We start from the raw sequence: 24,027 nt of genomic DNA, 5'->3' as shown, positions 1-24,027 counted from the left end.
AGCATCACCTTAATTGCCAGCACCAGGAACCTGAACTGATTAAAAATGCCCCCTGACTGATGCCCGTTTTCGCTTAACGGCTGCCAGTGCTCAGGACAACATGGAAAGTGAGGGGAAAACATACAGCGCGACACACGCTCTTTGCTGGATGAAATTACGCGACCCTTTTTGAAGCAGTCGCGCTACTTAACTGCACACTATCTGACAGAGGTCATCTATGTTTGGGGTGAACACTTCACGCCTGACGCTGCCGTTCAGTCACAGCGCTGGCGTTCATCGTGATATCAATGCTATCAGACAGCATGTTGCCTGGATTGAATTTACGCCGGACGGTGAAATTGTTGATGCTAACGCGTTATTTCTGACACTGACGGGTTATCAGCTGCAGGAGATCCAGGGCCAGCATCATCGTCTCTTCTGTTCGCCGGTTTACAGCCAGACAGCAAGCTATCGCCGTTTCTGGCAGACGCTGGCGCAGGGAGAGTCGATCACCGGCATTTTTGAGCGCTTCAATCGTCAGCAGCAGCGCTTTTATCTGAGCGCCACCTACTTTCCGGTCAGCGATGATAAAGGCCGGGTGTATAAAGTGATCAAAGTCGCCAGTGATATCACCGCGCGCCATCAGGAACTGGAACACAAAGAGGCGATCATCACTGCACTTGATCGCTCCATGGCGGTGATTGAGTTTACGCCTGAAGGTGAAATTCTCAGCGCCAACGCCAATTTTCTGCAGCATATGGGGTATGGCAGCGAAGAGATTATCGGCCAGCATCACCGCCTCTTCTGCTATGACGATTTTTATCATCTTCATCCCGATTTCTGGCAAAAAATTGCCCGCGGGCAACATTTTGTCGGCCGTTTTGAGCGTAAAACCGCCAGCGGTGAGCGCATCTGGCTGGAGGCGAGTTATAACCCGGTTGTGGATGCGGATGGCCGGGTCTATAAAGTGATCAAAATCGCTTCTGACATCACTGCGCGCGTGGAAGCGGCTAAGCGGGTGGCGGATATCGCTCTGACCACATCAGGCGAAACCTCACAGATCACCGACAATGCCAACGACGTGCTGGATGAAACGGTGCGCAATTCAGGTCTGGTGGCTCAGCGGGTTAATGCAGCAACCGAAATTGGCATGCAGCTTAATGCGTCTGCCAGGAACATTGGCGAGGTGGTTAACAGCATTAATCTTATCGCATCGCAAACGAATATTCTGGCGCTGAATGCCGCTATTGAGTCAGCGCGTGCAGGTGAAGCAGGCCGCGGCTTCAGCGTCGTTGCTGCTGAAGTGCGGCGGCTGGCCGCTTCCACTGCCAGCGCTACCCGGCAAATCACCGACGTTGTGCAACAGAACAGCTTGCTGATAAAAGAGATGTATCAGCAGCTGGACGAAGTGCGGGAATTTGTGATGGCGGAACAGGAGAAAATTGGCATGCTGTCACGCAGTCTGCGCGAGATTAACAGCGGCGTTCACGAATTTGTTAACGTTATTCACCGCCTTGATGTCTGAAACGGGCGGGAGGCTGTCGCTTCCCGCTCACTGTCAAACGTCGCTGCCCGTGGCCGGTGTGGCCGGCAGCCGTTTTTTCTGCAGCGCGCGGCGCAGCGCCGGCTCTGCGTACCGGGTGATCAGGTAAGCTACACCTGACAGCACAATAACCATAACCGGCGGCAATATCATCATGACAGTGTCACTTTTAATAATGTGATTCACCTTAATCAGCATCGCTATCATCAAATTTTCATGGATCAGATAGAGGGCATAACTGATGAAACCTGTAGCGGTAAACAGTCGCAGTGACAGGAAATGCTGGATCCGCGTCATTCTGAAGCTGGCAATAAAAAACAGCAGCACCGCTACCAGCGGTATCAGCGCAACTGCCCCGCTGTTCTTAACGTAGTAGCTAAAATTAATCAGCAGCGCGAGCGCAACCAGCAGATAGTGGTAGCGTCTGTCGCGTCCGTGCAAGCGTTCATAGACCAGGCAACCCACCATAAACCAGGCGTAATGAATAAATCCCAGTTTGGAGATAATGTCCACCAGCAGCGGATAACCGAGTGACTTAACCACTGAAGCAGCAGAGAGTAACAGCATCGGCAGAATCAGCGCCGGCAGACAAAATTTACGTCCCGCAGTGAAATAGACAGCGCCGATAATCAGATAAAACAGCGCTTCAACGTAGAGCGACCAGAATGAGCCCGCCATAGAGTGAAACGAAATGCCGGTTAACTGCGTCAGCGTCTCAGGATTAATAAACAGTAGCCCCGGCAGCAGGTTTTTCGCATAGGGAGTCATAAGCGACCATTCCGGAAAAAATCCTCCGGCTATATAGAGCAGCAGGCTGGCAATTAACATCGCCGGAAATAGCCGCAGCCAGCGCTTTTGCAGAAAGCTAATATAGCTCTCTGATTTATCAAGCGTCATAAAAATAACAAAGCCCGAGATCATAAAAAAGAGCTGCACACCAGCCCAGCCAAAAGAAAATAGCGGCAGATGCTGAGTAGCGGCGACATAAGGCAGCAGTTCTGGCCAGCGCGCCCAGGCGTGATAGGCGATAACCATCAGAATAGCTAAACCGCGCATCCCGTCGAGGTGAGTAATACGAGCCTGCATGATGTTCTCAGTAAAAGTAAGAGGTAGACATAAGTCAAATTATCACTGACACAGATTTACAATCAATCAGGCTTATTCCTATTAAGATTAAAATTATCTTAATTAAAAAGAAAAGCGTTATAAAAATTTATGGCCACACATTTCAGTCATTTTGCTCCCCCATCATGCCTGCGGAGCTGACTATACTTGTGCTGAAGAACCGGAGCGCACGTTTATTCAGGGCCGGTCATTAACTATGCCCCGTCAGATTCAGTTTTACAGCCTGCATATTTTTTCGCACTGGCTCTCAGGCAGGGTTGTCGCGGCGTAAAATCGCGCTTATGCATCAGGTTTTACTGACCTATGCCGATAACCTGAACATACTTTTGTAATGTCATTTTACTCAGCGTATTAAGCCTATGATAGCGAAGACCTCTTTTGTCGACTCCCCCTCACGTGGGCAAATGCGTGGACTGATCCGTCAGCCAATGATGATGATGGTATTACTGATCCTGCTGGCCTTTACCGGTGCGTTTATCAGCCTGATGTTTATCGCCAGCGATTTAAATCAGCAATCGGATCGCCAGCAATCTTTGCTGCTGGATAAGGCGCTTCAGACGAGACAAGCGGTGATGCAGTTTCACCTCTCTGATAATGCCGGATGGGGTGAGGCATACCAGAACCTGCACCGCACGCTGAACCGCCGCTGGGCATGGGATAATCAGAATCTTGGCGCGTCGCTGTTTGATACCTTCGCCTATGAGGGAGTATTTGTGATCTCGCCGCAGGATGAAACGCGCTACAGTGTGATCCGTGGCCGGCCGGAAGCGCGCTCACTTGCCCTCTGGCTGGGCACCGATCCGCTGCGCCGCATTAAAGCACAGCTGCAGGCGAGCGCGGGCAATGCGATCAGTGACTACGTACTGGCGGACGCGCAGCTTACGCTGTATAGCGCGGCATGGATTACGCCAGGTGGCGACCGCAGCGTAACGACGCTGCCTGGCCCGCCCTCGCTAATGGTTTTCACAGATCGCCTGACGCCACAGAAGTTGCTTAAGCTGGGTCAGGAGTATGGCATTCACAATCTTCATCTGGACGCATCACCTGCTGCCCGGCCTGCCTCTCCGCACCTGCTGATCGCTGTGGGTGATAAGCAGGTTGCGCTGATCTGGCGCAGCGCGAATCCCGGCGGTGCGCTGCTGACAGGATTACTGCCTCTGCTGGTGCTGATTATGCTGCTCTCGCTGTTTACCGCACTGATGCTGATGCGCAGCGCGCTGCGCAAAGCGCAGCTTAATGATGAAAGCACCTGGTTACTGGGACAGAGCCAGCTCGCCCTGAGCGCCAGCGAACGGCGCTTTCGCGACATCGCAGAAACCACTACGGACTGGATCTGGGAAATGGACAGCCAGCTGCGTCTGGTCTGGATTTCAGGACGTTTTCCGGTAGTAACCGGCTTCAGCAGCCAGGAGTGGATACAGCGGACGCTGGCGGATTTTCTGCTTGATTACGAGAAATATCGCAGCCGCCTGATGCTGTTTCAGCAGTCCGGCGGCCAGCTAACCTTGACCGGTTGCCGCTATCGCTCTGCGCAGGGACACATGCGCTACTGCAACCTGACGCTGAAAGAGGTGATGCTGACTCAGGGCGTCAGCGGTTTTCGCGGCAGCGCTACGGACATCACGCTGGAGTATGAGGCGCAGGCGCGGGCGCACTACCTCTCCCATTTTGATGAGCTGACCGGGCTGGCTAATCGGGTGCAGATGCAAGAATTCCTGACGGGAAAACTCAGTCTGCCATCCGATCCGCAACATCGCCTGGCGATTATCATGATCGATCTGGATAAGTTTAAACCGGTCAATGATATCTATGGTCACACTGCAGGCGACAAGGTTCTGCATGAAGTATCGGGCCGTATTCGCGCCTGCCTCGGCAGTCACGGACTGGTGGCGCGCCTGGGGGGCGATGAGTTTGTGGCAATCCTGCCTGAAATGAACAGCCGCGATCGTATTGTCGCGCTGTGTCAGCAGCTGATAGCGCGTATCAATGACGCATTTGAGGTCTGTGACAACACGCTGCACATCGGGGCCAGTCTGGGCATTGCACTGGCGCCGCAGGATGCCGATAACGCCAGTGATTTGCTGCGTTATGCCGATATTGCTCTGTATAAGGCGAAAAATAGCGGACGCAATCAGTGGGTCTTTTTTGATCGCGATATGGAAGAAAAAATTGTGCAGCGCCGCGAGCTGGAGCATGAACTGCGCGATGCGATAAACAGTGAACAGCTGGCACTGGTTTACCAGGCGCGCTATGCGCTGGCAGCCGGAGAGGTCACAGCAGTAGAAGCGCTGGTACGCTGGCAGCATCCGCGACTGGGTCTGCTGATGCCCGATCAGTTCATCCCGCTGGCGGAAGAGACCGGCCTGATCAGCGCGCTAAGCGACTGGGTGCTGCTGCGCGCCTGCAGCGATATTGTTCAGTTTGAGCCAGCGCTATCCGTATCAGTCAATATCTCAGCGACGGAACTCCAGAATGATGCGCTGCCGTCACGTATTGCGCAGGTGCTTCAGCTCAGCGGCCTGCCCAATCACCGGCTGGAGATAGAAGTCACAGAGAACGCACTGCTGAGCGATCCTGAAAAAACGCTGGCGACCATGCAGGCAGTTAAAGCCCTCGGCGTAAAATTTCTGATTGACGATTTTGGCACCGGTTACGCTTCGCTCTGTTATCTGCGCGCGTTTCCGTTTGATGGCCTTAAGATCGACAAATCGTTTATTTTCCCCCTGGGTGAATCACCACAGGCGCGTCAGGTCGTGGAGAATATGATTGGGCTGGGCAGAGCCTATTCGCTGTCAGTTACGGCTGAAGGGGTGGAAACCCCCGGACATATGGCGCAGCTGCAGGCGCTTGCCTGCGACGCGGTACAGGGTTACTACATTGGACGTCCGGGTCCGCTGGCACAAATTGTGATGACGGTGCCGGACGATAATCCGATGCGGAAAAATGCGGCGGTCCCTCGCCAGCGACATTCATAGTGGCTTGTGCGCAGTCTCTTTCGCTTTCCACAGGGCAAGCAGCGTGATCAGCAGCGCCAGGGACACATAAAGAGATACCCACAGAGTGCTACCCGACTCACGGTATAGCGAAGTGATAATCAGCGGCGCAAAGCCGCCGCCGATGATACCGGCCAGCGTGTAGGCGAGTGAGGAGCCGGCATAGCGCACATGACCGGGAAACTGCTCGGTCACAAAAGCTGCCTGCGGACCGTACATAATCGCATGGATCAGTAGCCCGACTATCACCGCCAGTACAATCAGCACCGGCTGAGAGCTGTCGAGCAGGACAAAAAAGACAAAGCTCCAGATCACGCCCAGCATTGCACCGCCAATATAGACCGGACGGCGGCCCAGACGATCGGATAAGGCGCCGAACATCGGTACCGTAATCGCATTGCCGATGGCACCAAGCATGGTGGCCAGCAGCGCTAACGGACGCGGCAGCTGCAGCACCGTGGTCACGTAGGTCAGCGTAAAGACCACCACCAGCGCATAGAGCACATCAGAGCCGATACGTGAACCACCGGCAATCAGCAGCGCACGTCGATGATGGGTAAACACCTCTTTAAGCGGGGCCTGAGTGGTTTTATCAGCCTGTTTCATTGCCCTGAAAGTCGGTGTCTCATCAACACCCCGGCGCAGCCACAGCCCAAACATAACCAGCAGCAGGCTCAGCAAAAACGGTATGCGCCAGCCCCATTCCTGAAAGGCCTCACCGCTCAGTGACAGGGTCACAAGCGTGATAAACCCGGTGCCAATCAGCGTACCGCACGACGGCCCTACCTGCGCAAATGAGGCGTTACGCCCGCGCTTGCTGGCTTCACCGTGTTCCATCGAGAGCAGTACTGCGCCAGCCCATTCGCCGCCCAGCGCAATGCCCTGAATAAACCGCAGCGCGACCAGCAGCACCGGACTCCAGATCCCCCAGCTGGCGTAACCGGGCAGCATCCCCATCAGGGCAGTCGTGACGCCCATGATCACCAGCGTCGTAACCAGCACCGCTTTGCGCCCGGCCACGTCGCCAAGATGCCCAAAGATAAAGCCGCCTACCGGACGGGACACATAGCCAACGGCATACGTTGAGAACGCCAGAATGGTGCCGACCAGCGGATCGAAGCTGGGGAAAAAGACATGGTTAAACACCAGCGCCGCCATGATGTTGTAAACGGTAAAGTCGTACCATTCCAGCGCCGTACCGATGGAACTGGCAGCGGCCAGCCGCCGGGTTTTACTTGCGCCTGTAGCGGCAGAGTGCGTGACGTCAGGCTGTGATACCTGTGGCAGAGTGGAGTCGTTATTACTCATAGGAGATCTCCTGTCGGGTAAGCTGCCAGCTCAGCGCATAGCGCTCGGCATCAGCATGAAATGCCTGGGCGGCCCGATCGGCCAGCGCGATGCAGGCGGTTTCATCAGCACAGTGCAGCAGCAGCATGGACTGCATCGGACGATGGGCATGGGTTTCGCGCGGCAACGGCGTGCTGAGCGACACATCCGGCGTCAGCAGGCAGGAGGAGATATAGCCCGGTACCTGCTGCAGATGCTGCTGCCACGCCTGCAGCGCCGCGCCGTCAGGACCTGCGGGCAGGGTCAACATGGCAAGGTGCGCGCCCTGACCCCGGCCATGCCGGTGCGTCACGGCGCAAACCCGCCGCATCGGATCAATCATCCGGTTAAGATTCGCGACTGACCATTCCGTCTGGCGCGTAAAGGCGGCGTGATAAGCGGCGCTGGTAAAAGTCTCCAGGGAGGCGGTTTCATAAAGGCCCAGATAGCGGCGCGCAGCGGCTACGGCACGATAGCGCGTGCCGCTGAGAAAGCCTTCGATGGCGACGCGCTCTTCAACGTGTTCATGGTCATACCATTGGTTAAAATCAGCCTCATCTTCGGGTGCTACATTGGTGGCGACAAACAGCATACCGTGGGGATTACTCATGGGATAAACTCCGTTGCAGGGCAGATTCGGCAGCAGCGGCCCAGCTAAGCAGCGCTGCATCCTGGTTATGAACTGAGGCGATCGTCAGGCCGACAGGCGCATCGCCGGGCGTATGACAGGGCAGTGAAATGGCGCAGCCATCCAGCATGTTGATCACGCTGGTGTTGCGCAGCATCAGCAGGTTGACTTCGCGGTAGCGCTCTTCATCCTCCAGTTCGGTAATGGTGGGGGCGATCAGCGGCACGGTGGGCATCAGCAGCGCGTCAAAAGGCAACAGGGCCGCGCTGACCTGCTGCTGCCACGCCCGGCGCTGCTGATAGAGCTGCGCGGCGTCCTGCTGTGTCAGCGCGCTGCCGCGCCGGATCCGTAGCAGCACCTGTGGATCGTACGCTGCCGGATAGCTCTCCACCCACGCCTGGTGCCATTGCCAGGCTTCATACGCGGTGATACCGCCGCGCGCGTTGAGGGTATCCAGCTCGTCCAGCAGAGGCATCGGCTGCTCTGTCAGCGTCGCACCCGCTTCGCGCAGTATTTTGAGCGCGCGCTGCCAGCCTGCGCTGACGCTCTCATCCAGCCCGTCGAGCACGCGGGTTTGGGGGATCAGGAACCGGGCGTCAGCCAGACTGCGCGGCTCAGGCGTCAGCGGCGCGTCGGCAATAACGCTATCCAGCAGCCAGCAGCTCCGGACGTCATGAGCAATCGTGCCGATACTGTCGAGCGACGGTGCCAGCGGCAGCGTGCCCTGCTGATCGATACGGCTGGCGCTGGGCTTAAAGCCGGTCAGACCACAGAGTGCGGCCGGAATACGTACCGAGCCGCCGGTATCCGTGCCTGCGGAGCCGGCTGACATACCATCAGTAACGGCCACTGCCGCACCGGACGATGAGCCACCCGGAATGCGTTTTTCCTGCCGCCGCCACGGGTTGGCAGGCGTGCCGTAATGCGGATTAATACCCAGACCGGAAAACGCAAATTCCGTCATAGTGGTTTTCCCTACGATCACGGCGCCCGCCTGCAGCAGACGCTGCACAACAGTGGCGTCTGCCGCCGCCGGAGAAAAACCGGGCAGCCGTGATCCGGCCAGCGTGGGCATACCTGCGACGTCAAACAGATCTTTAATACTGACCGGCACACCATCGAGCGGTGAGCGTGCTGCACCGCGCGCCCGGCGCGCATCGGCAGCGATCGCCTGCTGCTGCGCCTGTTCTGCCCACACCTGTGTAAACGCGCGCGTACCCTCGCCCTGTTCCGCCTGAATTGCCGCCAGCGCCTGTGCTGTCAGCGCCACCGATGTGGTTTCGCCGACCTGCAGCTGCTGGCTTGCCTGCCATAAGGTTGTCATAAGGCGCGTCTCCATCAGGCAATAACCGGCAGAGTGGACAGCGAATAGCTGTGTTCCAGCGTGCGATTCAGCACCGGGTCATGCAGCGCCATGCGAAACGCTGCAGCGGGACGGATCCCCCCGATTGCCGACAGCGTGCCGCAGGAGAGCGCAAATCCCTCCTCTTCACTCGCCTTACCGGAGAACCGCGTCATCAGCTCCTGCGGAGAGAGCAGTGCATCAAGCGTGCCGCACTGGTAAGTGACCCAGTCGCCGTTTTCCTTTATCCAGGCACGCAGCTCCAGCTGGTCCCAGTGTGCGGCAACCTCTGCCATGCGCCATGCCTGCTGCGCAACCGGTTTAACGCATACCTGTTTTGAAAGCGCCACGCTGAAGGTTTCCAGATGGCGATCGGTGTGGTCAGAGATAAGCGAAACCCAGCACTCCCCCTTGTGAAAAAAGACAAACGGCTCAGCTTCCCCTGACGTCTGCTCTCCCACCACATCCACGTTCGCCTGCTGGCTCAGCAGCGTCGGCGTAGCGCGATAGAACAGCGGCACTGCACCAGGAGCGGGCACACCCAGCGCCTCCAGTTCACGGATATGGTGCAATACGGCCTCACGATCGCGGCCGGCCCAGCCCGCGATAACCAGTCGGTTGATGGTAACGTCCAGCGCCAGAGGCGGGTTATCCTGCGTGGTGAAACGTAGCTGCATGGTTTTTCTCCCGGCTTGAAATGCCTGTGAAATTTCACTGTGATTTCAAAGTAGCCAATTTCATGCCAGGTTTTTGTGTAATATGTCTCAGTACCCAAAAAAGGATGTGCGTAATGAGTGACGTAATGGCTGAAAATGTGAACCCGCAGGCGGAGGGAAAAACGCTTTCACTGAATGAGCGAGCCTATCTGGCATTTAAACATCGCCTGATCACGCTGCGTTATAAACCCGGCGACTATCTGAATACGGCCCAGGTGATGGAAGATCTGCAGATGGGGCGCACGCCGGTCAACCAGGCAGTGCACCGGCTGGCTACAGAGGGTTTGCTGCAGATCATTCCCCGTAAAGGCGTCATGGTTTCGCCGCTCTCTATTGATGATGCACTTGAACTGATTGAAGTCAGGCTGGTAAATGAAGCGTTATGCGTCAGGCTGGCTGTGGCACGTATCAGTGACGCGCAGATTGCCACCCTGCGACAGCTTAATCAGCAAATCGCACATGCCGGTGCGGCGCATGAAAGAGAGACGATGATGCTGCTGGACCGGGAATTTCATCAGGGACTGGCGGAGATCGCCGGAAACCGGCGCCTCACCGATATTCTGAGCATTATTCATGCCCAGGCACAGCGCTTCTGGGCCACCACGCTCTCCAGCGTCCGGCACATGGAAGAGGTGATCGCCGAGCATGAAGCGATTATTGCTGCGCTGGAGCAGGGTGATGTACAACAGGCGGAAGCGGCTACGCGGGTGCATATTCTCTCCTTCCGGCAGGCGCTGCTTAATCACTGATCATCGCGGGAAAACCAGGGGCCTGCAGCCAGGGATTCGCGCCGGATAAGCGTGCCGGTGTACGGCGCACCGGGCCTCAGATCGCCGCCGTCAAGCATGGCAACCAGACGGGCAATGGTTTCATGGATCATCTCTGTCACCGGCATTTTTACGCTCGACAACGACGGAATGGTATACGGCGCGAGTGGAATATCATCAAACCCCACCACCGCCACTTGCTGCGGCACGGCAATTCCCTGAGCGGCCAGCGCCCTGAGCGCGCCGATTGCCATTTCATCATTGCCTGCCACCACTGCGCTGAAGCGGATCTGCTGCGCTACCAGCTGCTCAATAGCCCTGACGCCCTGTTCCGCCTGCCAGCGCCCTTCCACCACCCGGGCGGGATCAAACGCAATGCCATGCTTCGCCAGCGCCGCCTGATAGCCCGCCAGGCGCTCGCGTCCGGTTGGCGAATCCAGCGATCCGGTAATAAACGCGATCTCGCGATGCCCCAGCAGGATAAGTTGCTCAACCGCTGCCGCGCTGGTGGCGTGCTGATCGGCAAAGATGCAGTAGCTGGTGTGCTGACGCAGGCGACGGTTGATCACCAGAATCGGATGGCGGTGCTGAGCGATGATGCTGTCCATCTCTTCAATGGAAAGAAAGCGCGGATAAATAATGACGCCATCGCAGCGCAGATCGAGCAGAAATTCAATGGCGGCCCGCTCTTCTGCCGCACTGTGTTTGCCGTCGACCAGCAACAGCTGGCGTCCCTGCTGCTCGAGCATGCGTGCTGAATGCTGCATCATCTCGGTAAAATAGCTGCCGCTGTAGAGGGTATTGGTAATGACCAGACCAATTGTCTGGCTGGAGCGCGTCGCCAGATTGCGCGCCAGCAGATTAGGCCGGAAGCCGGTTTCGGCAATGGCCGCATACACTTTTTCCCGCGTATCCTGGCTGACGTAGCCGTTGCCTGACAAGACGCGTGACACTGTCGCTTTTGATACACCCGCGCGTTTTGCTACTTCAGTAATGGTGGTCATAATCTGCCTGTTTAGGGTCTCCTGCTCTGAGTTTACCTAAGTATCAGGAAACGCATAGAAATTATGTTTTGCCCCGCCCGAAGGCATCTGATCTGCGTCACAATTGAGAACATTAAATTTTAAATACCTTGCCCGAACACTTACACGCCTCATGATTTTGTGAAACCGGTTTCTCATGAATAAAAAACAGGCAGCCTGCTGCCGGACACTCTTACCCTGAAAACTGAGACAGACATCATGGCGAATAAGTACGCTGATGCCGCCCGTTCTATTGTCGCTGCGCTTGGCGGTCTGGAGAACATTACGGCAGTGACCCACTGTATGACGCGACTGCGTTTTGTTGTGAGCGCACGTGAGAAGATCAATGACGCAGAGCTAAAAGCGATCCCGGGCGTCATGGGCGTGGTCTACACCGATACCCAGTGTCAGGTGATCATTGGCAATGACGTGAACCTCGCTTATCAGGCTGTGCAGCAGCTCGGCACGCCAGATGCTTCTGCCACGGCAGCCGCGCCGGCCCGTAAAATCACGCTGCGCCGTATCGGGGCCGGTATTCTTGATGCGCTGGTGGGCACCATGTCACCGCTGATCCCGGCTATCATCGGTGGCTCGATGGTTAAGCTGCTGGCGATGATGCTGGAGATGGGCGGCGTGCTGGAAAAAGGCAGCTCCACGCTGATTATTCTCAACGTCATTGGCGACGGCGCTTTCTTTTTCCTGCCGGTGATGGTCGCTGCATCAGCCGCTCTTAAATTCAGAACCAATATGTCGCTGGCGATCGCTATTGCCGGTGTGCTGGTGCACCCCAACTTCATCGATCTGATGGCGAAAGCCGCGCAGGGTCAGGCAGTGGAGTTCGCGTTTATTCCGGTAACCGCGGTGAAATATACTTATACGGTGATCCCCGCACTGGTGATGACCTGGCTCCTCTCCTGGATCGAACGCGGGGTTGATCGCATTACCCCTGCCGTCACCAAAAACTTTCTCAAGCCGATGCTGATTGTGCTGCTGGCCGCACCGGTAGCGATTCTGCTTGTCGGGCCGCTGGGGATCTGGATTGGCAGCGGCATCTCTGCTCTGGTCTATACCATTCATGGCTATCTGGGCTGGCTTTCGGTCGCCATTATGGGTGCGCTATGGCCGCTGCTGGTAATGACCGGTATGCACCGCGTCTTTACTCCCACCATTATTCAGACCATCGCTGAAACCGGCAAAGAGGGCATGGTGATGCCGTCAGAGATCGGTGCCAACCTCTCGCTCGGCGGTGCGTCGCTGGCGGTCGCGTTTAAAACCAAAAATCCGGAGCTGCGACAGACTGCTTTTGCCGCCGCCGCTTCTGCAATTGTGGCCGGTATTTCCGAGCCAGCGCTGTACGGTGTGGCCGTACGGCTGCGCCGCCCGCTGATCGCCAGCCTGATCAGCGGCTTTATCTGCGGTGCAGTGGCCGGCATCGGCGGACTCGCCAGCCACTCTATGGCTTCACCGGGCCTGTTTACCAGCGTTCAGTTTTTTGATCCTGCTAATCCCATGAGCATTGTCTGGGTTGGCGGCGTCATGGTGCTGTCTGTAGTGGTTTCATTTGTGCTGACGCTGCTGCTCGGCTTTGAGGATATTCCTGTTGCCGCACCAGCAGAGAAGCCGCAGCCGGCAACCGGAAACGTTGCCATCCCTACCCGTTAATGATTGAGGTTTTTATGTCTGACACGCCATTTCCGGCCGGTTTTTTGTGGGGCGGTGCGTTAGCCGCCAACCAGTCTGAAGGAAGTTATCTGGCCGGTGGTAAAGGGCTGACCACGGTGGATATGATCCCGCATGGCGCTAACCGTATGGCGGTCAAGCTGGGGCTGGAAAAGCGATTTACGCTGCGCGAAGATGAATTCTATCCCAGCCACGACGCTATCGATTTCTATCATCGCTATAAAGAAGATATCGCGCTGATGGCAGAAATGGGCTTTACCGTCTTTCGCACGTCCATCGCCTGGAGCCGGCTGTTTCCCAACGGTGACGAACTGACGCCGAATGCAGACGGCATCGCTTTTTATCGTCAGGTCTTTACCGAATGCCGCAAATACGGCATTGAGCCACTGGTTACGCTCTGTCATTTTGATGTGCCGATGCATCTGGTCATTGAATATGGCTCATGGCGCAATCGCAAAATGATCGATTTCTTTGCCCGGTACGCGCGTGCCTGCTTTGACGCGTTTGATGGTCTGGTAAAATACTGGCTGACGTTCAATGAAATTAATATCCTGCTGCACAGTCCCTTTTCAGGCGCAGGTCTGGTGTTTGAGCCTGGTGAAAATCATGAGCAGGTGAAATATCAGGCGGCGCACCATGAACTGGTGGCCAGCGCGCTGGTCACAAAGATTGCCCATGAGGTTAATCCGCAGAACCAGGTGGGCTGCATGCTGGCGGGCGGTAACTTCTATCCATGGTCGTGCAAGCCAGAGGATGTCTGGGCCGCCCTGCAGAAAGATCGTGAAAACCTGTTCTTTATTGATGTTCAGGCGCGCGGAGCCTATCCGGCCTACAGCGCACGGCTGTTCCGCGAAAAAGGGGTTACCCTTGAAATAACGGATGAAGATGCAGCCATTCTGCGTCACACGGTGGATTTTATCTCCTTCAGCTATTACGCCTCCCGCTGCGCCTCGGCAGAGATGAATGAGCAGAACAGCAGCGCCGCCAACGTTGTCAAATCGCTGACCAACCCGCACGTCGCGCGCAGCGCCTGGGGCTGGGGAATTGATCCGCTGGGGCTGCGCATCACCATGAATATGATGTATGACCGCTATCAGAAGCCGCTGTTTCTGGTGGAGAATGGCCTCGGCGCACGCGATGAGCTTACTGCCGCCGGTGAGATCCATGATGACTACCGCATCAGCTATCTGCAGCAGCATATTGCGGCTATGGCAGAGGCGATCGCCGACGGTATACCGGTTATGGGCTATACCACCTGGGGCTGTATCGATCTGGTCGCCGCTTCTACGGGTGAAATGAGTAAACGTTACGGCCTGGTCTACGTTGACCGGGACGACATGGGCAACGGCACCCTGCAGCGCACGCGTAAAAAATCATTCTGGTGGTATAAAAAAGTCATCGCCAGTAACGGACGCGACCTTGGTTTTGAGTAAAATTTTGCCGCTTCTGTAGCGACTGCAACGGGCCGCAGATGCGTATTGGTGCGGAAGAATGGTACTATCCCGGCTTTACCGACCCGGAACAGTGCCATGCAGATAAAAGGATTTCCTGCTCCCTATTCAAAAGGATCCTGCCTTTGGCTCTGCTGCGCACTGCCTGCGCTGCTGGTGCTGCTTAGCGGGCAGATGGCATACGCCGCCGATCATGCTGCTGACAATCGCGCTAACCGCATTGTCAGCGGCATCCTCAGTTTTACCCGCTGGCCGCCTCCGGTGCAGGTTCCGCAGCTCTGTATCCTGGCCTCCGCCCGCCATCTTACGCTTTCATCAGCCGACGCACCGCCTGCCACGCCGTTCAGCGTCGTGCGCGCTGACAGCACCGGCAGACTCTCCGCGCTGCATTGTGATGCAATTTATTTCGGTACGGAAACCCCGGCTCAGCAGCACGCGGCTCTGGCAGCAATGCCTGATAAAGCAGTGCTTAGCATGGCGGAAAATAACCCTGACTGCGCAACCGGCGCCACTTTCTGTATGATTTTTGGTGAGGAACGTACCCGTTTTTCGGTGAATCTCGATTCACTGGCACGCAGCGGCGTCAAAGTCAGTCCCGATGTGCTGATGCTGTCGCGTAAAGAGAACCAATAAGATGAAATTTTTACTGAGAAAACGTCAGGGTTCATCACTGCGCGGTCGCCTGCGCCGCATCAGCACCATAAATGCAGCGGTGATCCTGCTGCTGTGCTGGCTGCTGATGACCTCGACCTCTCTCTACTTTATTAAACGTTACGAAAACCGCAATCTGGCGCTGACGGCAACCACGCTGAGCACCAGTCTTACTGCGGCAACGGTATTTGAAGATAGCTATGATGCGCACAGTAAGATTGCCATGCTGGGTGATGAAGGCATGTTTGCGTCAGCGCAGCTGGTCACCGCCAGCCATACTGTACTGGTTGACTGGGTCAACCGCCGCGAGCACAGCGGCTTCTATGAAAAACAGCTGCGGCAGTGGATCTACGCCAGTCCGGTCACTGTTGATATACAGCACGCAGGTACCCGGGCCGGCAGCCTGACGCTGGCCGGAACGGTGAATGGCGCCAGCGAGTTTATCCACTACTCCATCCTGATCCTGACCTGCGGCATGCTATGCGTGCTGGTGATCTCTTTTATGCTGAGCGAGTTTCTGCATCGCGGCATTCTGCTCTCCATGCGCACTATCACGCGCGCCATTCACTATGTGATCCGCACCGGTGATTTTACCCAGCGCGTGCCGCCTGAGCCGATCAATGAGTTTCAGCTGCTCTCCAGCGATCTGAACGCGCTGCTGAGTGAGATGCAGACGCTGAAAGCATCGCTGCTGCGTGATAACCGTTCGCTGGCAGAAAAAGCGCTGACGGATCCGCTTACGGGTCTGGCGAACCGTTCTGCTTTTGTGGCGCGGCTGGCGCAATTGCTCGATCGTCCGTTAACGCCGCCGCGCTTTGCCTTGCTGTTTCTGGATGGTGACCGCTTTAAATGCATTAACGACAGCTGGGGACACGCTGCCGGGGATGAAGTGCTGAAAGCCACCGCTGAACGCCTGGCTGGCCTGGTCTCAGAGGGCGATCTGGTCGCACGCATGGGGGGCGATGAGTTCGCAATGGTCCTGACCAGCCGCACCACCCCTGCCCGGCTGCAGGAACTTCGGGATGCCATACAGCACGCGGTGCGCCAGCCTATCGCGCTCAGCGAAGACCGCACTATTACCACCTCGGTCACCATCGGCTATGCCTGGGCGCAATCTGGCGACAGCGTGGCCTCACTGCTGGAGCGGGCAGATTTGCATATGTATAAAAACAAAAAACTGAATAAGGATCGGCTGTGAAAATCTATGGTTGCCTGATGGCGCTGATACTCACCTGCGCGGGCTGCCAGTCCGGCGGGTTTACCCGTGCCCAGGTTGCGGCGCTGCAGCAGGAGGGGTTCAGTCAGAACAGCGAAGGCTGGGGGCTGGGATTACCCAACCGTATTCTGTTTGGCATTAATGAGTCAGAACTTACCGCAGCCAGTAAACAGCGCATCGCCTCCACGGCCGGCACGCTGGCAGCCACCGGTATTACGCATCTGCGCATTGATGGTCATACCGATAACTACGGTGAAGCGGGTTATAATCAGCAGCTTTCACTCAGGCGGGCTGATGCTGTCGCACAGCAGTGGGCCGCCAGCAGCGGCGTCCCGCGCGCGAATATTGTGACGCGCGGGCTGGGCATGCGGGTACCGGTTGCCAGCAACAGTACCTCGCAGGGACGGGCGCAGAACCGCCGCGTCGCTATTGTGATCACGGCGCCGTAGCGTGGCCGCCGCGCTCCAGCGCATAGAAATAGAGCCGGTCGCGGGCAAGGTTTTTCATTTTGACTTCGCACATGATATCGAACTGGTCAAACGAGAGCGCCCAGTCATTTAGCGTCTGATTGAAGAAGTAATCAGAATGCGCGCGCAGCTTCATTTTAGAAGCCGCCAGCGCGTTCTGATCGGGGAAACCGTGATCGGGGATCAACCCTTCCTGCGCAATTGAGTAGTGCAGCACCGGGCGGACGCCGCGCCAGGAGTCGATGATGTGTGCGATCCGGCTATCATCAGGCTTGATAAAGGCATTCTCTTTTACCCAGTGGTGGTGAATATCCAGTACCACCGCACAAAGCTCTCGCGCCTGCAGCACATCATCCAGCGCGCAGGAAACCTCATCATTCTCCACCGTCAGCATATTACGCGCCTCAGGGCTGAGCCGCATAAACGCGTCGCGAAAGCCGGCAAAGCCATTTTTGCCATTCATATGGATATTGATTTTGAAATCCTGAAAATGCTGGCCATAGCCCATCAGGACGGCGCACATGGCGTGATATTCGACATCCTCAATTGCGCGTTCCACTACGCCCTCATTATCCGACGCCAGCACCGTATATTGTCCGGGGTGAAACGAGAGACGGACATTGCTGGCCCGCGCCAGTTCGCCGCAGCGGGCAAACAGCGGTGCCAGTTCCGACATCGCCTCGCGATAAATCGGCGTCGCCTGCGGTACGGTATAGAGCGGCAGCACATCGCTGCCGATACGCATCATGCGCAGCGCATCGGGCAGCGTAGCCAGCTGCCCGATCATCGCGTAAAGGTTGGTGAGATTGGTGCGGGCCAGCCCAATCAGCAGCGTGGCGGCGGCCTCACCCTCCATGCCCAGAAAGCGGGTGCGGGTGGTGCTTTTGAATGGGAAAGGCTGCTTCGCCTCATGATCGAAATACTTACACGCAAAACCCAGTTTCATAAAATTCCCCTTAACAGCAGCTAGTGAGTCTAGCTCTCTGACAGGAATGCGCGAGGCAGACGGGAAAGAAAACGGGCAGCCGCGTTGTCGCTGCTGCCCGTGGAGTTACATCTCAGGGAAGGTCAGATTACTGCCCGGTGCTTCACGATGCAGATGGATAAAGTTCAGGTGACGCTCATAGTGATCGAGAATATCGATAATCACCTGCTCCTTGTTGTAGTCCATCAAATCGTTGCCCTGGCTTCCTTCCAGTAAAAAGGTCTCCAGCCGGTAGTAGTGCGATTTACCGCTGCGGGCGCGGTAGGTAAAGCCGGGAATTGAATATTGCTGTGGCCAGACCTGATACATAAAGCTCTGCTCTTCACCCAGATCAACGCGCAGTTCAAGGTGCCCCAGCACCTGCCCCTCTTCAGCCGGCATTTTCTCCAGCATTACGTGCGCCCCGCGCAGCTCCAGCTCTTTCGCCACATCTTCCATCGCCGGATAGATAACCGTTTCCATCATCCGCTGCGTATAGCGCGTACCCGGATAGTTCATCAGGCGTGACAGCCGCTTCTTCCAGCTCAGGCGATCGCTGCTTGAGGGAATATAGGGCGCGGTTTCACGCACGGCACTGGCCCGGCGATGATCTTCTACCTTCAGCGATTTCCACAGGCCGGCCATTACAAAGAAGATCACAAAGCTAAACGGCAGCCCCATGATGACCGTGGTGTTCTGCAGTGCAGAAATCCCGTTGGTCATCAGCATGCCCATGGTCAGCACCCCAATCGCAATTGACCAGAAGATGCGCAGCCAGTTAGGCGCATCGCTGTTGATATCCTTGAGCTTTGAAGTGAAGTTGCCCAGTACCAGTGAACCGGAATCTGCTGAGGTAACGTAGAACAGCATCCCGGTAATGGTGGCAACGGACGCGCTGAGTTTAAACGCCGGATATTGCGCCAGCAGACTGTAGAAACCGCGTTCGGCATGCGCCATCACTTCCTGCGCAAAGCCGGCATCGCCGTGAATGATTTCATACAGCGAGGCGTTACCGAATACAGAGAGCCACAGCAGCGTAAACGTAAAGGGAATGATCAGCGTGCCGAGCACAAACTGGCGAATGGTGCGGCCGCGTGAGATACGCGCCAGGAACAGGCCAACAAACGGCGACCAGGCGACCCACCATGCCCAGAAAAACAGCGTCCAGCTGTTCATCCACTGGGTCGGACGATCGAACGCAAACGTATTCAGCGTCATCCCCATAAAGCGGTTGATATAGTCGCCAACGTTCAGCACCAGCGCGTTCAGCAGGAAGTCTGTCTTGCCCATAAACAGCACAAACAGGATCAGGCCGAGCGCCAGCGCCACGTTGAGCTCAGACAGGATCCGGATGCCCTTATCAACGCCCGATGTCACGGAGATAGTCGCAATAATCACTGACAGGACAATCAGCGCCATCTGCGCGGTCAGTCCTTCAGGAACGTCAAACAGCACCTTAAGGCCGTAATTCAGCTGCACCACGCCGATACCCAGCGTTGTGGCGATACCAAATATGGTGCCAATGACCGCAGCGATATCCACGGTATGCCCAATCGGCCCATTGATGCGTTTACCAAAAATCGGATAGAGCGCAGAGCGAATCGTGAGCGGCAGGTTATAGCGGTAGCTGAAGTAGCCGAGTGCAATCCCCATCAATGCGTACATTGACCAGCCGGTCAGCCCGTAGTGAAACAGCGTCCAGACCATCGCCTGACGCGCAGCCTCCATGGTTTGTCCGGCGCCCTCCGGCGGCTGCATATATTGTGATACCGGCTCCGCAACAGAGAAAAACATTAAGTCGATGCCAATACCGGCGGCAAACAGCATCGCCGACCAGCTCAGCAGGCTGAACTCCGGTTTAGACTGCTCCGGCCCGAGCTTAATTGCGCCATAGCGCGAGCAGGCCATATAGACCACAAAGACGATATAGAGCGTGGCAGCCAGCATGTAATACCAGCCAAACGTGGTTGAGACCCAGTTTACCGCTGTCTGGATCCAGGCGGCCGCAAGGTCGCTGTAGAGAATGGTGACAAGTGAAAATGTCAGAATCAGTCCGGCTGAGGTGAAGAACACCACGGGATTAATTCTGTCTTTTTCACTGGCAGGTGGATTAATCATCGATAACCTCTGGTTAATTTCCTGTAATTACTCAAAAATTTTATATGATCAGTGTGGCTGACCTTGTAGTTGTACTCCCTGCTTTTCCTCCATTAGTTGAGAACGGTGATAAATCGCTATCAGCGTAGCGTACCGTCTGGCTTTGTAACAAACGAAGCACACCATCCTAACAACTTTCTTTTTTATATTGAACGTGCAATCAAAAAAAGTTTTAATAGGGTCTCAATTTGAGGTGGAGCGGTAGTGATGCCAAAGGTAGGAATGCAGCCGATACGTCGCCGGCAGCTGATTGATGCGACGCTGGATACCATTAATGACGTAGGCATAAACTACGCCACCATTGCGCAGATCGCCCGACGGGCTGGCGTCTCCACCGGCATCATCAGTCATTATTTCAAAGACAAAAATGGCCTGCTGGAAGCCACCATGCGCGATGTCACGCGTCAGCTGCGCGAAGCGGTTGCCATGCGGCTTAAGCCGCTGGCAGGCGCCAGCACTGAAGCACGCCTGCTGGCCATTGTGGAAGGTAACTTTGATGATACCCAGCTCCATAGCGCTGCCATGAAAGCGTGGCTCGACTTCTGGGCAAGCAGCATGCATCAGCCGCAGCTGGGCCGGTTAGAGCGGGTCAGCAGTCGTCGTCTGTTCTCCAGCCTGGCCGCCGAATTTCGCCGCGAAATGCCACGTGAGCAGGCCCGCCTGGCAGCTTACGGTCTGGCTTCTATGATTGATGGCTTGTGGCTGCGTGCCGCATTAAGCGGCAAGCCTTTTGATTTAGCCATTGCCAGAACGCTTACCACCCAATTCATTCGTCAGCAACTGGCTGGCTCACCGAATCACTGAGGAAGGAGAACCCATGTCCCGATTCACCGAACAGCACCTTTACATTGATGGCAAATTTGTTCCTTCAGCAGCGGGCAATACCTTCCAGAGTATCAACCCTGCGAATGGGGACGTGCTGGCAGATATCCATGAAGCTGAGCGCGCGGATGTTGATCGCGCCGTCGAAGCGGCAAAAAAAGGCCAGAAAATCTGGGCTGCGATGACGGCGATGGAGCGTTCACGCATTTTACGGCGTGCGGTGGAGATCCTGCGCGAACGTAACGATGAACTGGCGGAGCTGGAAACGCTGGACACCGGTAAACCTTTCAGCGAAACCCAGGCGGTGGATATTGTCACCGGTGCAGATGTGCTGGAGTACTATGCCGGTCTGATCCCTTCACTGGAGGGTCAGCAGATCCCGCTGCGCGACACCTCTTTTGTCTATACCCGCCGCGAACCGCTGGGCGTGGTGGCCGGGATCGGCGCATGGAACTACCCCATCCAGATCGCGCTGTGGAAATCGGCGCCGGCGCTGGCAGCAGGTAACGCCATGATTTTTAAACCCAGCGAAGTTACCCCGCTAACCGCGCTGAAGCTGGCTGAGATTTACACTGCTGCCGGCGTGCCGGATGGTGTTTTCAACGTCCTGAACGGGCGTGGCGCGGTGACCGGCCAGCTGCTGACCGACCATCCTGGTATCGATAAAGTCTCTTTCACCGGCGGCGTAGCCAGCGGTAAGAAAGTGATGGCAAACGCCGCTGGCTCGACGCTGAAAGATGTCACGATGGAGCTGGGCGGAAAATCTCCGCTGATCATTTTTGAGGATGCCGATCTCGATCTCGCCGCTGACATCGCCATGATGGCGAATTTTTACAGCTCCGGTCAGGTCTGCACCAACGGCACCCGCGTCTTTATTCCTGCTGCAGTAAAAGCGGAATTTGAGGCCAAAATCAGCGAGCGGGTTGCGCGTATCAAAGCAGGCGATCTCACCGATCCGGCCACGAACTTTGGCCCGCTGGTGAGCTTTGCCCATCGTGACAACGTGATGCGCTATATCGAATCGGGCATCAGCGAAGGAGCCACGCTGCTGTGCGGCGGTAAGCGCATGAGCGGCGCTGATTTTGACAAAGGTGCCTGGGTTGAGCCAACCGTCTTTACCGACTGCCGCGACGAGATGACTATCGTGCAGGAAGAAATTTTCGGTCCGGTCATGTCCATTCTTACCTATGAGAGCGAAGAAGAGGTCGTGCGCCGTGCGAATGCCACCGAATATGGTCTGGCTGCGGGCGTGGTCACGCAGGACCTTAATCGTGCACACCGCGTTATTCACCAGATTGAAGCCGGTATTTGCTGGATTAATACCTGGGGCGAATCCGCAGCTGAAATGCCGGTTGGCGGCTACAAGCACTCCGGGATCGGGCGTGAGAACGGCGTGATGACGCTGCAGAATTATACGCAGGTTAAATCGGTGCAGATCGAAATGACCCGTTTTCAGTCAGTATTTTAATTAGGCTTACCTGAGGAGCGACTAATGGAATTTGATTACGTCATTATCGGAGCCGGATCCGCAGGAAACGTACTGGCTACCCGTCTGACCGAAGACAGCAATGTCAATGTACTGCTGCTGGAAGCGGGCGGTCCCGATTACCGCTTTGACTTCCGTACCCAGATGCCCGCGGCCCTGGCTTACCCGCTGCAGGGCAAGCGCTACAACTGGGCGTATGAGACCGAGCCGGAACCCTATATGAATAACCGCCGCATGGAGTGCGGGCGCGGTAAAGGACTGGGCGGCTCTTCGCTGATCAACGGCATGTGCTATATCCGCGGCAACGCGATGGATCTCGACAACTGGGCCAAAGCGCCTGGTCTGGAGCAGTGGAGCTATCTTGACTGCCTGCCCTACTATCGCAAGTCAGAAACGCGCGATATTGGCGCAAATGATTATCACGGCGGCGAAGGTCCGGTCAGCATCACCACCTGTAAGCCGGACAACAACGTCCTGTTTGCGGCGATGATTGAAGCAGGCGTACAGGCGGGTTATCCGCGTACCGACGATCTGAACGGTTATCAGCAGGAAGGCTTTGGCCCGATGGACCGCTTTGTTACGCCAAAGGGCCGTCGTTCCAGCACGGCGCGCGGCTATCTTGATACTGCGAAAAAGCGTCCGAACCTGAAGATCATTACCCATGCGACCACCGATCGCATTCTGTTTGACGGCACGCGCGCGACCGGCGTCGAGTACCTTGAAGGCGGCAGCAATGCGCCGAAAACGGTCTATGCACGGCGTGAGGTACTGCTGTGCGCTGGCGCCATCGCCTCGCCGCAGATCCTCCAGCGTTCAGGTGTGGGTCCGGCAGAGCTGCTGCAGCAGTTTGATATTCCGGTCGTGCACGACCTGCCTGGCGTGGGTGAGAATCTGCAGGATCACCTGGAAATGTATCTGCAGTATGAGTGCAAAGAGCCGGTTTCGCTCTACCCGGCGCTGAAGTGGTGGAACCAGCCGAAAATTGGCGCCGAATGGCTGTTTAACGGTACCGGCGTGGGAGCCAGCAACCAGTTTGAAGGCGGCGGCTTTATTCGCAGCCGGGAAGAGTTTGACTGGCCTAACATCCAGTATCACTTCCTGCCGGTTGCCATTAACTACAACGGCTCTAACGCGGTTGAAGCGCACGGATTCCAGTGCCATGTTGGCTCTATGCGCTCGCCAAGCCGGGGTCACGTGCGGATTAAATCACGCGATCCACGCCGTCATCCGGCCATTCTGTTCAATTACATGTCACATGAACAGGACTGGCAGGAGTTTCGCGATGCGATCCGCATTACGCGTCAAATCATCAACCAGCCGGCGCTGGATAACTATCGCGGTCGCGAAATCAGTCCGGGTATCGACTGCCAGACCGATGAGCAGCTGGATGAGTTTGTGCGTAACCACGGTGAAACGGCTTACCACCCTTGCGGCACCTGTAAAATGGGCAGCGATGAGATGGCCGTGGTCGATGGTGAGGGCCGCGTGCATGGCCTGCAGGGTCTGCGCGTGGTCGATGCTTCTATCATGCCGCTGATCATCACCGGGAACCTGAATGCGACAACCATTATGATTGGCGAGAAGATTGCAGATAACATTCGCGGTCGCGATCCGCTGCCACGCAGCACCGCCGACTACTATGTTGCCGGCGAGCGCCCGGTGCGCGGTGAGCCTGTGCGGGCATAATCTCCT

19 protein-coding genes are annotated in these 24,027 nt (G+C 56.4%); 11 read left to right on the top strand and 8 right to left on the bottom strand.

Annotated features, from left to right (window positions below):
* Positions 1–217: 217 nt before the first annotated feature.
* Complete coding sequence (locus B3041_RS01565; protein WP_292968674.1) at positions 218–1,504, top strand: methyl-accepting chemotaxis protein; 1,287 nt, start codon at positions 218–220, stop codon at positions 1,502–1,504.
* Between the two features lie 33 nt (positions 1,505–1,537).
* On the opposite strand, the gene B3041_RS01560 is transcribed toward B3041_RS01565, so the two are convergent.
* Positions 1,538–2,608 carry an acyltransferase family protein gene (locus tag B3041_RS01560; RefSeq protein ID WP_065647417.1) on the bottom strand — a complete coding sequence of 357 codons (1,071 nt, stop codon included), beginning with the start codon at positions 2,606–2,608 and terminating at the stop codon, positions 1,538–1,540.
* A 443-nt stretch (positions 2,609–3,051) separates the two neighbouring features.
* Between B3041_RS01560 and B3041_RS01555 the strand changes: the two genes are divergently transcribed.
* The gene (locus B3041_RS01555; protein WP_240484862.1) at positions 3,052–5,622 is read left to right on the top strand and encodes a bifunctional diguanylate cyclase/phosphodiesterase; all 2,571 of its coding nucleotides are present in this window, start codon (positions 3,052–3,054) and stop codon (positions 5,620–5,622) included.
* Here the strand turns inward: B3041_RS01555 and B3041_RS01550 are convergent.
* From B3041_RS01550 to B3041_RS01535, 4 genes are read right to left on the bottom strand one after another with little or no spacing between them, the layout of a single operon-like run.
* On the bottom strand, positions 5,617–6,948 hold the full coding sequence (locus B3041_RS01550) for an MFS transporter (RefSeq protein WP_292968672.1): 1,332 nt from the start codon (positions 6,946–6,948) through the stop codon (positions 5,617–5,619). The genes B3041_RS01555 and B3041_RS01550 overlap by 6 nt on opposite strands.
* Positions 6,941–7,576: a DUF4286 family protein gene (locus B3041_RS01545; protein ID WP_065647420.1), complete on the bottom strand. Its 636-nt coding sequence runs from the start codon at positions 7,574–7,576 to the stop codon at positions 6,941–6,943. Before B3041_RS01545 ends, B3041_RS01550 begins: the two co-directional genes overlap by 8 nt.
* Positions 7,569–8,918, bottom strand: a complete 1,350-nt coding sequence (locus B3041_RS01540; RefSeq protein WP_292968671.1) for an amidase — start codon at positions 8,916–8,918, stop codon at positions 7,569–7,571. The genes B3041_RS01545 and B3041_RS01540 overlap by 8 nt, the downstream gene beginning before the upstream one ends.
* 14 nt (positions 8,919–8,932) lie before the next feature.
* Positions 8,933–9,613: a DUF2848 domain-containing protein gene (locus tag B3041_RS01535; protein WP_065647421.1), complete on the bottom strand. Its 681-nt coding sequence runs from the start codon at positions 9,611–9,613 to the stop codon at positions 8,933–8,935.
* A 113-nt stretch (positions 9,614–9,726) separates the two neighbouring features.
* Here B3041_RS01535 and B3041_RS01530 point away from each other — a divergent pair, with 113 nt between their 5' ends.
* Positions 9,727–10,401, top strand: coding sequence for a GntR family transcriptional regulator (locus B3041_RS01530; protein WP_292968670.1), 675 nt, complete (start codon positions 9,727–9,729; stop codon positions 10,399–10,401).
* On the opposite strand, the gene B3041_RS01525 is transcribed toward B3041_RS01530, so the two are convergent.
* Positions 10,395–11,423 carry a LacI family DNA-binding transcriptional regulator gene (locus B3041_RS01525; protein ID WP_065647423.1) on the bottom strand — a complete coding sequence of 343 codons (1,029 nt, stop codon included), beginning with the start codon at positions 11,421–11,423 and terminating at the stop codon, positions 10,395–10,397. The genes B3041_RS01530 and B3041_RS01525 overlap by 7 nt on opposite strands.
* A 237-nt stretch (positions 11,424–11,660) precedes the next feature.
* Between B3041_RS01525 and ascF the strand changes: the two genes are divergently transcribed.
* From ascF to B3041_RS01500, 5 genes are all read left to right on the top strand, one after another.
* Positions 11,661–13,103, top strand: coding sequence for a PTS cellobiose/arbutin/salicin transporter subunit IIBC (gene ascF, locus B3041_RS01520; RefSeq protein WP_292968669.1), 1,443 nt, complete (start codon positions 11,661–11,663; stop codon positions 13,101–13,103).
* A gap of 14 nt (positions 13,104–13,117) precedes the next feature.
* The gene (locus B3041_RS01515; RefSeq protein WP_292968668.1) at positions 13,118–14,554 is read left to right on the top strand and encodes a 6-phospho-beta-glucosidase; all 1,437 of its coding nucleotides are present in this window, start codon (positions 13,118–13,120) and stop codon (positions 14,552–14,554) included.
* Positions 14,555–14,650: 96 nt separating this feature from the next.
* Complete coding sequence (locus B3041_RS01510) at positions 14,651–15,205, top strand: YfiR family protein (RefSeq protein WP_292968667.1); 555 nt, start codon at positions 14,651–14,653, stop codon at positions 15,203–15,205.
* 1 nt (position 15,206) lies between these two features.
* Positions 15,207–16,421 (top strand): diguanylate cyclase domain-containing protein, encoded by a 1,215-nt coding sequence (locus B3041_RS01505; RefSeq protein ID WP_292968666.1) that lies wholly within the window; start codon positions 15,207–15,209, stop codon positions 16,419–16,421.
* The gene (locus B3041_RS01500; RefSeq protein WP_414692342.1) at positions 16,418–16,888 is read left to right on the top strand and encodes an OmpA family protein; all 471 of its coding nucleotides are present in this window, start codon (positions 16,418–16,420) and stop codon (positions 16,886–16,888) included. Before B3041_RS01505 ends, B3041_RS01500 begins: the two co-directional genes overlap by 4 nt.
* On the opposite strand, the gene B3041_RS01495 is transcribed toward B3041_RS01500, so the two are convergent.
* Positions 16,875–17,852: a UV damage endonuclease UvsE gene (locus B3041_RS01495; RefSeq protein ID WP_065647427.1), complete on the bottom strand. Its 978-nt coding sequence runs from the start codon at positions 17,850–17,852 to the stop codon at positions 16,875–16,877. The genes B3041_RS01500 and B3041_RS01495 overlap by 14 nt on opposite strands.
* Positions 17,853–17,957: 105 nt before the next feature.
* Positions 17,958–19,988: a choline transporter gene (locus B3041_RS01490; RefSeq protein ID WP_292968664.1), complete on the bottom strand. Its 2,031-nt coding sequence runs from the start codon at positions 19,986–19,988 to the stop codon at positions 17,958–17,960.
* 246 nt (positions 19,989–20,234) lie between these two features.
* Between B3041_RS01490 and betI the strand changes: the two genes are divergently transcribed.
* The 3 genes from betI to betA are packed head-to-tail and all read left to right on the top strand — an operon-like array spanning position 20,235 to position 24,021.
* Positions 20,235–20,831 carry a transcriptional regulator BetI gene (gene betI / locus B3041_RS01485; protein WP_065647429.1) on the top strand — a complete coding sequence of 199 codons (597 nt, stop codon included), beginning with the start codon at positions 20,235–20,237 and terminating at the stop codon, positions 20,829–20,831.
* A gap of 13 nt (positions 20,832–20,844) precedes the next feature.
* Positions 20,845–22,317 (top strand): betaine-aldehyde dehydrogenase, encoded by a 1,473-nt coding sequence (gene betB, locus B3041_RS01480; protein WP_292968663.1) that lies wholly within the window; start codon positions 20,845–20,847, stop codon positions 22,315–22,317.
* A gap of 24 nt (positions 22,318–22,341) precedes the next feature.
* A complete protein-coding gene (gene betA / locus B3041_RS01475; protein ID WP_065647431.1) occupies positions 22,342–24,021 on the top strand; it encodes a choline dehydrogenase in 1,680 nt (559 codons plus the stop codon).
* The last annotated feature ends 6 nt before the right edge of the window (positions 24,022–24,027 follow it).

Origin of the sequence: Pantoea sp. UBA4549 (genome assembly GCF_002387285.1) — a bacterium.
Lineage (GTDB): Bacteria > Pseudomonadota > Gammaproteobacteria > Enterobacterales > Enterobacteriaceae > Pantoea > Pantoea borealis.
The sequence above is the reverse complement of the archived record's forward strand: the minus strand, read 5'-3'. Positions and strand labels throughout refer to the sequence as shown.